At 70.1% G+C, this 11,888-nt stretch carries 14 protein-coding genes and 1 pseudogene; 12 read left to right on the top strand and 3 right to left on the bottom strand.

Going from position 1 to position 11,888, the window contains the following annotated elements:
- Positions 1–167 precede the first annotated feature (167 nt).
- The 4 genes from tsf to AC07EG_RS40055 all read left to right on the top strand — a co-directional run bounded on the left by tsf (position 168) and on the right by AC07EG_RS40055 (position 3,346).
- The gene (tsf, locus tag AC07EG_RS40070; RefSeq protein ID WP_478258513.1) at positions 168–992 is read left to right on the top strand and encodes a translation elongation factor Ts; all 825 of its coding nucleotides are present in this window, start codon (positions 168–170) and stop codon (positions 990–992) included.
- Positions 993–1,088: 96 nt separating this feature from the next.
- Positions 1,089–1,835 carry a UMP kinase gene (gene pyrH, locus AC07EG_RS40065; RefSeq protein ID WP_478258512.1) on the top strand — a complete coding sequence of 249 codons (747 nt, stop codon included), beginning with the start codon at positions 1,089–1,091 and terminating at the stop codon, positions 1,833–1,835.
- A 61-nt stretch (positions 1,836–1,896) separates the two neighbouring features.
- The gene (frr, locus tag AC07EG_RS40060) at positions 1,897–2,454 is read left to right on the top strand and encodes a ribosome recycling factor (RefSeq protein WP_478258511.1); all 558 of its coding nucleotides are present in this window, start codon (positions 1,897–1,899) and stop codon (positions 2,452–2,454) included.
- Positions 2,455–2,473: 19 nt separating this feature from the next.
- The gene (locus AC07EG_RS40055) at positions 2,474–3,346 is read left to right on the top strand and encodes a phosphatidate cytidylyltransferase (RefSeq protein WP_478258510.1); all 873 of its coding nucleotides are present in this window, start codon (positions 2,474–2,476) and stop codon (positions 3,344–3,346) included.
- A 22-nt stretch (positions 3,347–3,368) separates the two neighbouring features.
- Here the strand turns inward: AC07EG_RS40055 and AC07EG_RS40050 are convergent, their stop codons facing one another.
- The gene (locus AC07EG_RS40050; protein WP_478258509.1) at positions 3,369–4,214 is read right to left on the bottom strand and encodes a VOC family protein; all 846 of its coding nucleotides are present in this window, start codon (positions 4,212–4,214) and stop codon (positions 3,369–3,371) included.
- A gap of 152 nt (positions 4,215–4,366) precedes the next feature.
- Here AC07EG_RS40050 and AC07EG_RS40045 point away from each other — a divergent pair, with 152 nt between their 5' ends.
- Entirely contained in the window at positions 4,367–5,182 is an 816-nt protein-coding gene (locus AC07EG_RS40045; RefSeq protein ID WP_478258508.1) for a class I SAM-dependent methyltransferase, read from the top strand.
- On the opposite strand, the gene AC07EG_RS40040 is transcribed toward AC07EG_RS40045, so the two are convergent.
- Positions 5,125–5,748: a PadR family transcriptional regulator gene (locus tag AC07EG_RS40040; RefSeq protein ID WP_478258507.1), complete on the bottom strand. Its 624-nt coding sequence runs from the start codon at positions 5,746–5,748 to the stop codon at positions 5,125–5,127. The two genes, AC07EG_RS40045 and AC07EG_RS40040, sit on opposite strands and share 58 nt — an antisense overlap.
- A 118-nt stretch (positions 5,749–5,866) precedes the next feature.
- Between AC07EG_RS40040 and rlmN the strand changes: the two genes are divergently transcribed.
- The 4 genes from rlmN (at position 5,867) to AC07EG_RS40020 (ending at position 8,854) form a co-directional block, all read left to right on the top strand.
- The gene (gene rlmN / locus AC07EG_RS40035; protein ID WP_478258506.1) at positions 5,867–6,973 is read left to right on the top strand and encodes a dual-specificity RNA methyltransferase RlmN; all 1,107 of its coding nucleotides are present in this window, start codon (positions 5,867–5,869) and stop codon (positions 6,971–6,973) included.
- Between the two features lie 26 nt (positions 6,974–6,999).
- Positions 7,000–7,278 carry a hypothetical protein gene (locus AC07EG_RS40030; protein ID WP_478258505.1) on the top strand — a complete coding sequence of 93 codons (279 nt, stop codon included), beginning with the start codon at positions 7,000–7,002 and terminating at the stop codon, positions 7,276–7,278.
- A gap of 274 nt (positions 7,279–7,552) precedes the next feature.
- Positions 7,553–8,146 (top strand): helix-turn-helix transcriptional regulator, encoded by a 594-nt coding sequence (locus AC07EG_RS40025; protein WP_478258504.1) that lies wholly within the window; start codon positions 7,553–7,555, stop codon positions 8,144–8,146.
- A 165-nt stretch (positions 8,147–8,311) separates the two neighbouring features.
- Positions 8,312–8,854: an EF-hand domain-containing protein gene (locus AC07EG_RS40020; RefSeq protein WP_478258503.1), complete on the top strand. Its 543-nt coding sequence runs from the start codon at positions 8,312–8,314 to the stop codon at positions 8,852–8,854.
- Here the strand turns inward: AC07EG_RS40020 and AC07EG_RS40015 are convergent.
- On the bottom strand, positions 8,851–9,105 hold the full coding sequence (locus AC07EG_RS40015; protein ID WP_478258502.1) for a DUF2631 domain-containing protein: 255 nt from the start codon (positions 9,103–9,105) through the stop codon (positions 8,851–8,853). The genes AC07EG_RS40020 and AC07EG_RS40015 overlap by 4 nt on opposite strands.
- 92 nt (positions 9,106–9,197) lie before the next feature.
- Here AC07EG_RS40015 and dxr point away from each other — a divergent pair, with 92 nt between their 5' ends.
- The 3 genes and pseudogenes from dxr to AC07EG_RS40000 all read left to right on the top strand — a co-directional run.
- Positions 9,198–10,406 carry a 1-deoxy-D-xylulose-5-phosphate reductoisomerase gene (gene dxr, locus AC07EG_RS40010; protein WP_478258501.1) on the top strand — a complete coding sequence of 403 codons (1,209 nt, stop codon included), beginning with the start codon at positions 9,198–9,200 and terminating at the stop codon, positions 10,404–10,406.
- Positions 10,407–10,409: 3 nt separating this feature from the next.
- Positions 10,410–11,636 carry a M50 family metallopeptidase gene (locus AC07EG_RS40005; protein ID WP_478258500.1) on the top strand — a complete coding sequence of 409 codons (1,227 nt, stop codon included), beginning with the start codon at positions 10,410–10,412 and terminating at the stop codon, positions 11,634–11,636.
- Between the two features lie 121 nt (positions 11,637–11,757).
- Positions 11,758–11,888: pseudogene (locus AC07EG_RS40000) on the top strand (flavodoxin-dependent (E)-4-hydroxy-3-methylbut-2-enyl-diphosphate synthase); the annotation flags it as partial.

The raw sequence follows: 11,888 nt of genomic DNA, 5'->3' as shown, positions 1-11,888 counted from the left end.
GGGGGGGGGGGGAAGGTGTTTCCCCAATGCAAAAAAAAACAGGGGAACCACAGAAAACAAACCCCCCCCCCCCCCCCCCCCCCCCCTCGTCCTCCCCCCCCCCCCCCCCCCCCCCGGGCCATTGACTCGAATCCCTGCGCGTACCGAAGAAGGACGGAAAACGCACGATGGCGAACTACACCGCCGCAGATGTGAAGCGCCTGCGCGAGCTGACCGGCGCTGGCATGATGAACTGCAAGAAGGCGCTGGAGGAGAACGACGGCGACTTCGACAAGGCCGTCGAGTTCCTGCGCGTCAAGGGCGCCAAGGACGTGGGCAAGCGCGCCGAGCGCGCCACCGCCGAGGGTCTGATCGCCGGGGACGGCGGCGTGCTCGTCGAGCTGAACTCCGAGACCGACTTCGTCGCCAAGAACGCCGACTTCCAGGCCCTCGCGGCGAAGATCGTCGAGGTCGCGAAGACCGTGCGCACCGACGACGTGGAGAAGCTGCGCTCCGCCGACCTGGACGGCAAGACCGTCGCCGACGCGGTCAACGAGCTGTCCGCCCGCATCGGCGAGAAGCTGGAGCTGCGCCGGGTCGCCTCGTTCGACGGCACCGTCGCCACCTACCTGCACCGCCGCGGTGCCGACCTGCCGCCCGCCGTCGGCGTGCTGGTCGAGTACACCGGTGAGGGCCAGGCCGCCGCCGACGCCGCCCGCGGCGCCGCGCTGCAGATCGCCGCGCTCAAGGCCCAGTACCTGACCCGCGACGAGGTCCCGGCCGACAAGGTGGAGGCCGAGCGCCGCATCGCCGAGCAGACCGCCCGCGAAGAGGGCAAGCCCGAGCAGGCCCTGCCGAAGATCATCGAGGGCAAGGTCAACGCGTACTACAAGGACACCGTGCTGCTCGACCAGCCGTCGGTGACCGACAACAAGAAGACCGTGAAGGCCCTGCTGGACGAGGCGGGCGTGACCGTCACGCGGTTCGCCCGCTTCGAGGTCGGCCAGGCCTGAGCTGAGTACCGGCAACGTGCCCCGTCTCCGCCGCATCGGGGACGGGGCACGGTTGCGACGAGGCACGTGAGTACACCTGAACACGCGGAGGACGACATGACAGCGGAGCGGTCCGACGGTGCCTATCGGCGGGTGCTGCTGAAGCTCGGTGGCGAGATGTTCGGCGGCGGTGCCGTCGGCGTCGACCCCGACGTGGTGCACTCGGTGGCCGTGCAGATCGCCGAGGTCGTCCGGACCGGCGTGCAGATGGCGATCGTCATCGGCGGCGGCAACTACTTCCGCGGCGCCGAACTGTCGCAGCGCGGCATGGACCGCGACCGCGCCGACTACATGGCCATGCTCGGCACCGTGATGAACTGCTTGGCACTGCAGGACTTCCTGGAGAAGGAAGGCGTGCCGACCCGCGTGCAGAGCGCGATCACCATGGGGCAGGTGGCCGAGGCGTACATCCCGCGCCGCGCCGAGCGGCACCTGGAGAAGGGCCGCGTGGTCATCTTCGCCGCCGGCGTCGGCATGCCGTACTTCTCCACCGACACCGCGGCCGCCCAGCGCGCGCTGGAGATCGCCTGCGACGTGGTGCTGATGGCCAAGGCCGTCGACGGCGTCTACACCGCCGACCCCAAGACCGACCCCAGCGCCCGGATGTTCCAGGAGATCACCCACCGGGAGGTGCTGGAGCAGGGTTTGAAGGTGGCCGACGCGACCGCGTTCAGCCTGTGCATGGACAACAACATGCCGATCATCGTGTTCAACCTGCTCACCGAGGGGAACATCGCCCGTGCGGTCGGCGGTGAGCGGATCGGCACCCTGGTCAGTACCCCCGCCGTTGGGGTACCTGCCTAGACCTGCTGGGATCACCCGGCGGGGAACACAACCAGCGGCGCTGGACGAGCAAGGAGTAGCCGTGATCGACGAGACCCTCCTCGACGCCGAGGAGAAGATGGAAAAGGCCGTTTCCGTCGCCAAGGAGGACCTGTCCTCGGTACGCACCGGCCGCGCCACACCGGCGATGTTCTCCCGGATCGTCGTCGAGTACTACGGTGCGCCCACCCCGTTGAACCAGCTGGCCAGCGTGAACATCCCCGAGGCCAGGATGGCGATCATCAAGCCGTACGACCAGACCCAGCTGGGCGCCATCGAAAAGGCGATCCGCGAGTCCGACCTCGGCGTGAACCCGAGCAACGACGGCCAGATCATCCGCATCGTCATCCCGCAGCTCACCGAGGAGCGGCGCAAGGAGATGGTGAAGGTGGCCAAGGGCAAGGGCGAGGACGCCAAGGTGTCCATCCGCAGCGTGCGCCGCAAGGCCAAGGAAGAGCTCGACCGCATCCAGAAGGACGGCGAAGCGGGCGAGGACGACGTCACCCGTGCGGAGAAGGAGTTGCAGAACCTGACCGACAACTACGTCGGCCAGGTCGAGGAACTCGTCAAGCACAAAGAAGCAGAGCTGCTCGAGGTGTGATCCGGTGGGGGAGACGAGTGTGAGCGAGGAGCGCGAGGGCGCGGCCGGTTCGGCGGAGCCCGCCGAAAAGGCGGCGAAGCCCTCGCGGGCGGGCCGGAACCTGCCTGCCGCGATCGGGGTCGGGGTGGCGCTCGGTGCCGTGATCCTGGTTTCGCTGTTCACCGTGCGTTTCCTGTTCATCGGGGTGATCGCGGCGGCGATCGCGGTGGGCACCTACGAACTGGCCGGGGCGCTGCGGCGCGCGGCGAACATCCGGATCGCACTGGTCCCGGTGCTCGTCGGCGGGCAGGCGATGATCTGGCTGGCCTGGCCGTTCGGCCGTGAAGGGGCGCTCACCGCGTTCGTGCTGACCGTGCTGGCGTGCCTGCTGTGGCGGCTGCCCGGCGGTGCGGACGGTTACCTGCGCGACGTCGGCGCGTCGGTGTTCGCCGCCGCGTACCTGCCGTTGTTCGGTGCCTTCGCGGCGATGCTGGTGCCGCCGGAGGACGGTGTCGGCCGGGTGCTGGCCTTCATGATCGGCGTGGTCGCCTCGGACACCGGGGGGTACATCGCCGGCGTGCTGAAGGGCAAGCACCCGATGGCACCGACGATCAGTCCCAAGAAGACCTGGGAGGGGTTCGGCGGCTCGATGCTCGCGGGCATCGTCGCCGGGGCGCTGACGCTGACCCTGTTGCTGGACGGGCAGATCTGGCAGGGGGTGCTCTTCGGTGCCGCCATCGTCTGCGTGGCCACCCTCGGCGACCTGATGGAGTCGCTGATCAAACGCGACCTCGGCATCAAGGACATGGGCAACCTGCTGCCGGGGCACGGCGGCCTGATGGACCGGCTGGACTCGCTCCTGCCGTCCGCCGTGGTCTCCTGGCTGCTGCTTTCGGCTTTCCTGCCCGCCTGACGGCTCAGCCGGCTCAGTCGGCTCAGTCGTCGTAGGGGTCGTCGACCTCGGCGCCGCCGTACTGGGCGTCGATCACCCGCGAGTGGTCGATCACCGAGAACACCGAGCCGTGCGGATCGGCGAGCACCGCCACCCGGCCGAACGGGGTGTCGTACGGCTGGACCACCACGGTGCCGCCGAGCATCAGCGCCTGCCCGGCGGCGGCGTCGGTGCCGCGCGCGGGGTCGACGGCGAAGTAGACCATCCAGTGCGGCGGGGTGCCGGGGCGGTACTCCGGGCCCATCACGTAGCGGTAGAGCACGGGCTGGTGGTCCAGCCGCCATTCCGCGTAGTCGATGGTCTCGCTGCCGATGTGGTGCACGTTGTAGTTGAACAGCCGCGAGTAGAACTGGTCGGCCACCGCGCCGTCGGTGGTGTTGAGGTCGGCGCCGGAGAAGGTGTTGGGCGCACCGGTGGCGAATTCCCAGGTTTCGGTCGGCTGCCAGAAGACGATCGGGGTGCCGGTCGGGTCGAGCGCGTGCAGGATGATGCCGCGGTCGGGGATTTCCACCGGGCCGAGGGTCACCGCTCCGCCGAGGTGCTCGACCCATTCCGCGGCACCGGCGGTGTTGTGCACGGAGAGGTGCACGGTCCAGCCGGGCGGTTGCGACGCGGCGGCGCGGTACAGCCCGCCGACGGCGAATCCGCCGAGCGAAGCCAGCGAATAGCGGCCGTCCGAGGTCGCGGGATCCCGTTTGAGCTCGAAGCTCCAGTCGAAGAGCCCGTGGTAGAAGGCTTCCGCGACGGCGATGTCCGGGCTCGCCAACTCCACCCAACAGGGGAGTCCGGGGGACAGGATGGGTTGCGCAGCGGCCGAACTTACCGACATGAGTGATCTCCCTCGGCTTCGGTGACCCGATCTTACGACCCGATCGGGTGTTCCGCTTCACTCAAAGTCATGGAGCGGCAAGCGAATACCGTCCAGTCGGGACCTTTCGGCTAAACCGGACACGATTTGCCTGTGCCGCCTAGGCTGTAGCCGTGCGGCGTTCCCCCTTCCCCCGTCGAACCGCGGCGGACATCCTGCCCAGCCCCAACATCTGGTACCACCCGGGCGCCTACGAACTGGAGAACTCGGCGCAGGACGTCGGCGGGGAGATCTGGCGGGTCCTCGGCGAGGAGTGCGCGTGGGCCGGGCGGGACGTGCTCGACGTCGGCTGCGGGGCCGGGTTCCACCTGCCGCGGTTCGCCGCGTCGGCGCGTTCGGTGGTCGGCGTGGAACCGCATCCGCCGCTGGTCCGCCGCGCCCGCGAGCGGGTCACCGAGCTGGCCGGTGTCCGGGTGCTCCACGGTGCGGCACAACGACTCCCGCTCGCGGACGCGAGTGTGGACCTGGTGCACGCGCGGACCGCCTACTTCTTCGGACCCGGTTGTGAGCCGGGGTTGCGCGAGGCGGAGCGGGTGCTGCGGCCGGGTGGTGCGCTGGTGGTCGTCGATCTCGACGTCACGCACGAACCCTACGGGCGCTGGATGCGGGCCGATCTGCCCGACTACGACCCGCCCGGCGTGGAACGCTTCTTCGCCAAGGAGGGATTCGGCTGCCGCCGGGTCGAAACGCGCTGGGCGTTCGACGACGCGGCGAGCGCCGAGCAGGTGCTGAAGATCGAGTTCAGCCCCGCGGTGGCCGCCAAGGCGACGGCAGAGGTGTTACGCCGCAACGCTTCCGGCGGTGCGGTGACCTTCCCGGTGGGTTATCGGGTGCACGTGCGCCGCAAACCCACCGGGCTGGTCGTTCCCGGTCATTCGGTCTCTTCGTCGATGTCGGTTTCGGAGTCGACCTCGCCCAGCACGCCGTAGATCGTCCGCCGGGCTTCGTTGAGCGCCTGCACGGCCCTGGCCTGCTGGTCGGCGGTGCCCGCCTGGCCGACCTGGAACACCGCGGCCATCAGGGTCATGCTCGCCGAGCGGAGGCTGGCCTGGTTCGGGTCGACGTCGCGGGCGATGGTCTCCCACGGCGGGGTGTCCAGCCGCTCGGCGGCGGCGCGGCCCTCGTCGGTGAGCCGGAAGAGGCGCTTGCCGCTCTCCTCGCTGGCCGACACCAGGCCCTCGTCGGCGAGCAGTTGCAGGGTCGGGTAGATGGAGCCGGGGCTCGGCTTCCACAGCCCGTCGCTGCGCTCGCTGATCTCGGTGATGATCTCGTAGCCGTGCCGCGGCTGCTCGGCCAGCAGCAACAGGATGGCCGCGCGGATGTCACCGCGGCGCCCCCGTCGTCCGCCGCCGTGCCGCGGGTGGCCGCCCGGTCCCCGGCCGCGTCCCCGCGGTCCGAAGCCGAAGCCCCAGCCGCCGGCGAAGTCCTCGAAGGGGCCGCGCGGGCCGAAGGCGCGCCTGCCGTGTTCGTGGTCGTGAGCGAAGGGTGGTCGCATGAGCTTGATCCTTTCCGTTAGCTTGCGATGTACTCACGATATATCGGAAGCGCTCGTTTGACAAGAAGGTGCCCGTGGGCCCGGTCACAGTGGGGGGACGTGGGAGAATGGACCGGTTATGACTGCCCTCCCCCTTGTTTTCGACGCGCCCAAGCGCGGCCTGCCGCCGCGGCACCTCGCGGACCTCTCCGCCGAGGAGCGCGCGGCTGCCGTCGCCGAGCTGGGTGAGAAGCCCTTCCGCGCGAAGCAGCTGTCGAACCACTACTTCTCGCGGCTGACCGTCGACCCCGAGCAGATGACCGACATCCCGGCGGCGTCGCGGCAGCGGCTGGTCGACGAGCTGATGCCGCCGCTGCTGACCGAGGTCCGGGCGCTGGCCTGTGATGACGGCGGCACGCGCAAGACGCTGTGGCGGGCGCACGACGGCACGCTGGTGGAGAGCGTGCTGATGCGCTACCCGGACCGGGCGACGCTGTGCATCTCGAGCCAGGCCGGTTGCGGTATGGCGTGCCCGTTCTGCGCGACCGGGCAGGGCGGGCTCGACCGGAACCTGTCGACCGCGGAGATCGTGGACCAGGTGCGCTCGGCCGCCGCCGTCATGCGCGACGGCGAGATGGCCGGCGGGCCCGGGCGCCTGTCGAACATCGTCTTCATGGGCATGGGTGAGCCGCTGGCGAACTACAAGCGGGTGGTGGCGGCGGTTCGGCGGATCACGGATCCGTCGCCGGCGGGGTTGGGGATTTCCCAGCGTTCGGTGACGGTGTCGACGGTGGGGTTGGCGCCGGCGATCCGGAAGCTGGCTGATGAGAGGATGCAGGTGCGTCTGGCGGTGTCGTTGCACACGCCGGACGACGAGTTGCGGGACACCCTGGTGCCGGTGAACAACCGGTGGTCGGTGGACGAGGTGCTGGAGGCGGCGCGGTACTACGCGGACACCTCGGGGCGGCGGGTGTCGATCGAATACGCGTTGATCCGGGACGTGAACGACCAGCCGTGGCGGGCGGATCTGCTGGCGAAGCGGTTGCGGCAGCACTTGAAGCAGTTGGTGCACGTGAACGTGATCCCGTTGAACCCGACGCCGGGTTCGAAGTGGGATGCGTCGCCGAAGCCGGTGGAGCGGGAGTTCGTGCGGCGGGTGAACGAGGGCGGTGTCCCCTGCACGGTCCGGGACACCCGAGGACAGGAAATCGCGGCGGCCTGCGGTCAGCTGGCCGCCGAAGGCTGAAGTTCGTTGATGATGGAGAAGTCGTTTTGATGTTCGCGCCCAGCCTGCTCGACCCGGCGGCGGAAAAACTGCGGCAGGCCGACGTGGGTGGCCGCGGTGCCACCGAGGTCGCGCGCACGGCTCGTGAGCTGCTCGGCGAGCGGTTCGATTCGTGCACCTTCACCTACGTGCTGATGCGCGCGTTCGAAGTCGAGTACCACGCGGCCTCGGCGGCTTCGCGGTGGCACGGGTTCGGCGGCGGCCCCCGCCGGCTTTCGGACGACGACCTCGAAGTGCTGCTCCGCCCCTGGATCACCGCGAACTGAGCGAAGTCCCCGCCCAGTAGAAACCCGGTACGGCCGTTCGGCGGCGCCGGTTCGCGGGGTTTCCCGCCTGAGCACCCGCGCCGGTATCTGCGGCACCCCGATCCGCTCCTGTTCCATCGTGCCGCGACCCGGCACGCGGAAAATGGAGCAGAAGGGGCAGAAGAAGAATGACCATTCGAATCGTCACCGGCTACGGCAGACGGCCTGCGGCTCTCCCCGCGGGCAGGCGCAAACCGGTGGGCCGCCGTTCCCCGGCCACTCGAGTGCGCTGACCGTGGACGCCGAGAAGTCCGGGCTGCTGGTTTGCCTGGACCGGGCGTTGCGGATCCAGCAGGCCAACCGGGAGTTCTTCCGCTGGTCCGGGCTGGCCCCGGCGGACGTGTGCGGCCTCGGACTCGGGGAACTGGTGCACCCGAGCCTGCGGCAGTCCGTGGTCTCCCGGCTCACCGGGCTGCTCGAAGGCAAGCGGCACCGCTTCACCACGCACGTGGTGCTGGTGCGCGCGGGGGAGGCCGTGCCGGTGGAGCTGACCGGGGTGACCGTGCTCGGCGGCCCGGGTGCCACCGCGATCCTGGTGCTGATGCGCCCGGCCGGCGGCGGCCCCGAGGTGGCACCGGTGACCGGTGGCCGGAAGCTGCTGTCCGAACTGGACGCCCGGATCCTGGAGGGCATCGCGGCGGGCTGCGCCACCATTCCGCTGGCTTCGCGGCTGTACCTGAGCCGCCAGGGGGTGGAATACCGCGTCAGCGGACTGCTGCGGAGGCTGAAGGTGCCCAACCGCGCCGCACTGGTCTCGCGGGCCTACTCGATGGGGGTGCTCAACGTGGGGATCTGGCCCCCGAAGGTGGTCGACGACTTCGTGGGCTGAACACCGGGCGGACGGGTGGTCGGCCACCGGCGAGCACCCGCCGTCGCACTGCGTGATGGCCTGGTTCACCGGGTCGGGAAAATGGTTGACCCGGGTGGCGCGTTGTTGTGCGGCCCGCTGTTCGTCACCCTGGGGCCTTCGCTGCCGGGTGAGAGGAAACGGGCTGTGTCGACCGAGTTCCAGAGACGCAAGATCGCCGGGGTGTTCAACGCGATGGACGCCAACTCCGACGGGCTGCTCGAGCAGGCCGACTTCGAGGCGCTCACGGCGCGCTGGCTGGCCGTCCGCGAAGGCGATCCCGAACGGGACGCGCGGCTGCGGGCGATCATGATGGGCTGGTGGTCGACCCTGCTGAACACCTCGGACCTCAACCGCGACAACAAGGTCACCCTGGACGAGGTGCTGCTCGTGGTGGACCGGCTCTACGCGATGACCGACGTCGTGGCGGGCACCGCGCGGGCGATGTTCGAGGCCATCGACGAGAACGGTGACGGGGAGATCTCCGCCGACGAGTACCGCCGCCTGATCGAGGCGTGGAGCGGGAAGCGGGTCAACACCGACGACGTGTTCCCGCTGCTCGACACCGACGGTGACGGGCGCCTCTCCAAGGAGGAGTTCGCCGAGCTGTGGACCGAGTTCTGGGCGGGCAACGACCCGGCGGCCCCCGGCACCTGGGTGTTCGGCCGGTTCGACCTGCCGGTCGGCTAGCGGCGCCAGGCGGTGCGGCGCTTGCGCAGGTCGAGCAGCAGCGCGAAGACCAGCCCGGCGGCCAGGCCGACCAGCCAGATGTCCTCCATCGCGTTGCGGTGGTTGCCGACCAGCATCACCAGCAGCGCGGCCGCGCTGAGCCAGCCGGCGGCCCGGGTGGCCTTCGGGAACGTGCCGTGCCAGCCCCACTCGGCCGACGGCTCGTCGCGGGGGTCGACCTGGTTGCGCTTCTCGACCGCCTTGCTCGCCACGTTCACTCCTCCACCACGCTTACTCCGGCAACCGCGATGATCCCACACCGCGCCGGGTGCCCCGCGCCCGGAGTCCGCGATAATCGTCGGCGATGACTACTTCGCGCAGCCTCCTCGTGCTCGGCTCCACCGGCTCGATCGGCACCCAGGCCCTCGACGTCGCCGAGCGCAACCCCGGCCTGTTCCGGGTGGCCGGACTGGCCGCAGGCGGTTCCGACCCGGCCCTGCTCGCCGCGCAGGCGATCGCGCACGGGGTCGAGGCCATCGCGGTGATCAAGCCCACCGCGGTGGAGGACCTCCAGCTCGCGCTGTACGCCGAGGCCCAGCGTCGCGGGTACTCGCGCGGTGACTACCGGCTGCCGCGCATCTTCGCGGGCGCCGAATCCGTGACCGAACTCATCGGCAGCGTCCCGGTCGACGTGGTGCTCAACGGCATGCCCGGGTCACAGGGCCTGGCCCCCACGCTGCGCGCGCTGGAGACCGGTGCCACGCTCGCGCTGGCCAACAAGGAGTCGCTGATCGCGGGCGGGCCGCTGGTGCTCGCCGCGGCGAAGCCCGGTCAGCTGGTGCCGGTCGACTCCGAGCACTCGGCACTGGCCCAGGCCCTGCGCGGCGGCCGCTTCGAGGAGGTCTCGAAGCTGGTGCTGACCGCCTCCGGTGGCCCGTTCCGCGGCCGCTCGCGGCCGGAACTCGAGCACGTCACCGTGGAGCAGGCGCTGGCGCACCCGAACTGGTCGATGGGCCCGGTGGTCACCATCAACTCGGCGACCCTGGTGAACAAGGGGCTGGAGCTGATCGAGGCGCAGCTGCTGTTCGGGGTGCCCTACGCGGACATCGACGTGGTGGTGCACCCGCAGTCGATCGTGCACTCGATGGTCACCTTCACCGACGGCTCGACGCTGGCCCAGGCCAGCCCGCCGGACATGCGGCTGCCGATCGCGCTGGCGCTGAACTGGCCGGACCGGGTGCCCGACGCGGTCCCGGCGTGCGACTTCTCCCAGGCCGCCAGCTGGACCTTCGAGCCGCTGGACGACGAGGCGTTCCCGGCGGTCGAGCTGGCCAGGCGGGCGGGGCTGGCCGGCGGCTGCGTCCCGGCGGTCTACAACGCGGCGAACGAGGAAATGGTGGCCGCCTTCCGCGCGCAGAACGCCCGCTTCACCTCCATCGTGGACACTGTTGCCCAGGTGGTGGACGCCGCCGACGACTGGCGGCGCGAACCCCGCGACGTCGAGGACGTGCTAGCCGCGGAACAGTGGGCCAGGGCCCGCGCCGCGGAGCTCAACCGGGCCGGAGGGAAGTAGGGCGTGCTCGCCTACATTTTCGGAGTGGCGCTGTTCGCGCTGGGCATCTGCCTGTCGGTCGCCCTGCACGAGGCGGGCCACATGGTCACCGCCAAGCTCTTCGGCATGAAGGTCCGGCGGTACTTCGTCGGCTTCGGGCCGACCGTGTTCTCCTTCCGCCGCGGGGAGACCGAGTACGGCCTGAAGTGGATCCCGCTCGGCGGGTTCTGCGACATCGCCGGCATGACCGCGCTCGACGAGGTCACCCCGGACGAGGCCCCGCGCGCGATGTGGCGGCAGAAGACCTGGAAGCGCACCGTGGTGATGGCCGCGGGCTCGGTGACGCACTTCATCCTCGGCTTCGTGGTGCTCTACCTGATGGCGTTCACCATGGGCCTGCCCAACCTGGAGCGGAACCCGGCGCCGGTGATCGGCGCGGTCTCGCAGTGCGTGCGCGACGCCACCACCCTGCAGGAGAACAACAACCCGGTCTGCCAGCCCGGTGACCGCGCGCCCGCGCTCGAGGCGGGCATGCGCCCGGGTGACCAGATCCTCTCCATCAACGGCACCGCCACGCCGACCTGGGAGGACATGCTCAAGGCGATCGGCACGGCCTCGGGCCCGACCCCGATCGAGGTCAAGCGCGGTGAGCAGACCCTGGTACTGGACGTGAACGTGCCGCAGGTGGTGCGGCCCAAGGCGGACGGCACCGAGGGCACCGAGCTGCGGGGGGCCATCGGCGCGGCCAAGCAGGACGACTCGGTGCTGCACTACGGCCCGATCGCGGCGATCGGCGGGGCGGCCAGCTTCACCGGCGACATGTTCGTGCAGACCTGGCAGCGGATCGTCGAGTTCCCGCAGCGCATCCCGGCGGTGGTCGAGTCGATCTTCGGCGCCGAACGGGACCCGGAGACGCCGATGAGCGTGGTCGGGGCCAGCCGGATCGGCGGTGAGGCGGTGGAGCACGGCCTGTGGGAGATCTTCCTGCTGCTGCTGGCCAGCCTGAACTTCTTCGTCGGGGTGTTCAACCTGCTGCCGCTGCTGCCGATGGACGGCGGGCACATCGCCATCGTCTGGTACGAACGGGTGCGCGACTTCTTCCGCAAGCTGCGCGGGAAGGCCGCCGGCGGCCCGGTGGACTACACAAAGTTGTCCGCGGTCACGATGGTGTTGGTCTTCCTCGGCGGAGCGGTGGTCCTGCTCACCGTGACGGCGGACATCGTGAACCCGATCCGGATCATGTCCAACTAGAAAACCCCAGCTCAGCGCGGTGACACCGCGGACGGGCGCGCCCGCACTCGGCCGGAACCGGGTGCGGGCGCGCCGGTATCGTGTGGGTTGTCATAGCCGCTGACAGTTCGCAGAGGACCCGATGACAGTCGCGCTTGGAATGCCCGCCCTGCCTCCTCCCGTGCTCGCCGAGCGCCGCAAGACCCGTCAGTTGCAGGTGGGTCCGGTCGGTGTGGGCAGTGAGCACCCCATTTCCGTGCAGTCGATGACCAC

Source organism: Amycolatopsis sp. NPDC045836, assembly GCF_056431745.1.
The sequence above is the reverse complement of the archived record's forward strand: the minus strand, read 5'-3'. Positions and strand labels throughout refer to the sequence as shown.

Coding starts and splice junctions, on each gene's coding strand:
- tsf (WP_478258513.1), top strand. CDS start 168: ATGGCGAACTACACCGCCGCAGATGTGAAGCGCCTGCGCGAGCTGACC.
- pyrH (WP_478258512.1), top strand. CDS start 1,089: ATGACAGCGGAGCGGTCCGACGGTGCCTATCGGCGGGTGCTGCTGAAG.
- AC07EG_RS40050 (WP_478258509.1), bottom strand. CDS start 4,214: ATGTCGGTAAGTTCGGCCGCTGCGCAACCCATCCTGTCCCCCGGACTC.
- AC07EG_RS40040 (WP_478258507.1), bottom strand. CDS start 5,748: ATGCGACCACCCTTCGCTCACGACCACGAACACGGCAGGCGCGCCTTC.
- rlmN (WP_478258506.1), top strand. CDS start 5,867: ATGACTGCCCTCCCCCTTGTTTTCGACGCGCCCAAGCGCGGCCTGCCG.
- dxr (WP_478258501.1), top strand. CDS start 9,198: ATGACTACTTCGCGCAGCCTCCTCGTGCTCGGCTCCACCGGCTCGATC.